This is a genomic window from Limosilactobacillus galli (assembly GCF_947381495.1).
Classification (GTDB): Bacteria; Bacillota; Bacilli; order Lactobacillales; family Lactobacillaceae; genus Limosilactobacillus; species Limosilactobacillus galli.
In genome coordinates this window covers 1-314 of record NZ_CANCWK010000133.1, presented here as the reverse complement: position 1 = coordinate 314, position 314 = coordinate 1, and the positions used below count along the sequence as shown (strand labels likewise).

Annotated in this window: 1 protein-coding gene; it reads left to right on the top strand. The window is 44.6% G+C overall.

Going from position 1 to position 314, the window contains the following annotated elements; translation table 11 throughout:
- A partial coding sequence (locus tag QOS10_RS09590) for an RNA-guided endonuclease TnpB family protein (protein ID WP_283595214.1) occupies window positions 1–314 on the top strand: 314 nt, incomplete at both ends.

Below are 314 nucleotides of genomic sequence, written 5' to 3'. Positions count from 1 at the left end.
CGGCATGATTTCCTCCAAAACCTTTCGACCACATTAATCAAGAACCACGATTTAGTGGTCGCTGAAGAACTACGGAGTAAGAATTTGCTGAAGAACCATGCATTGGCAATGAGTATTGCTGACGTTGGTTGGCGATCATTTTTAGGCATGTTGTCATACAAAGCAGAGCTTTATGATCAACGATTCATCACGATTAACCCCAAAAACACCACGCAAACGTGCCATGATTGTGGTTTCGTGATGGGAACTGGCGACACCAAGAAACTGACATTAGCTCAGCGCGAATGGACTTGTCCCAACTGCCATGTTCATCA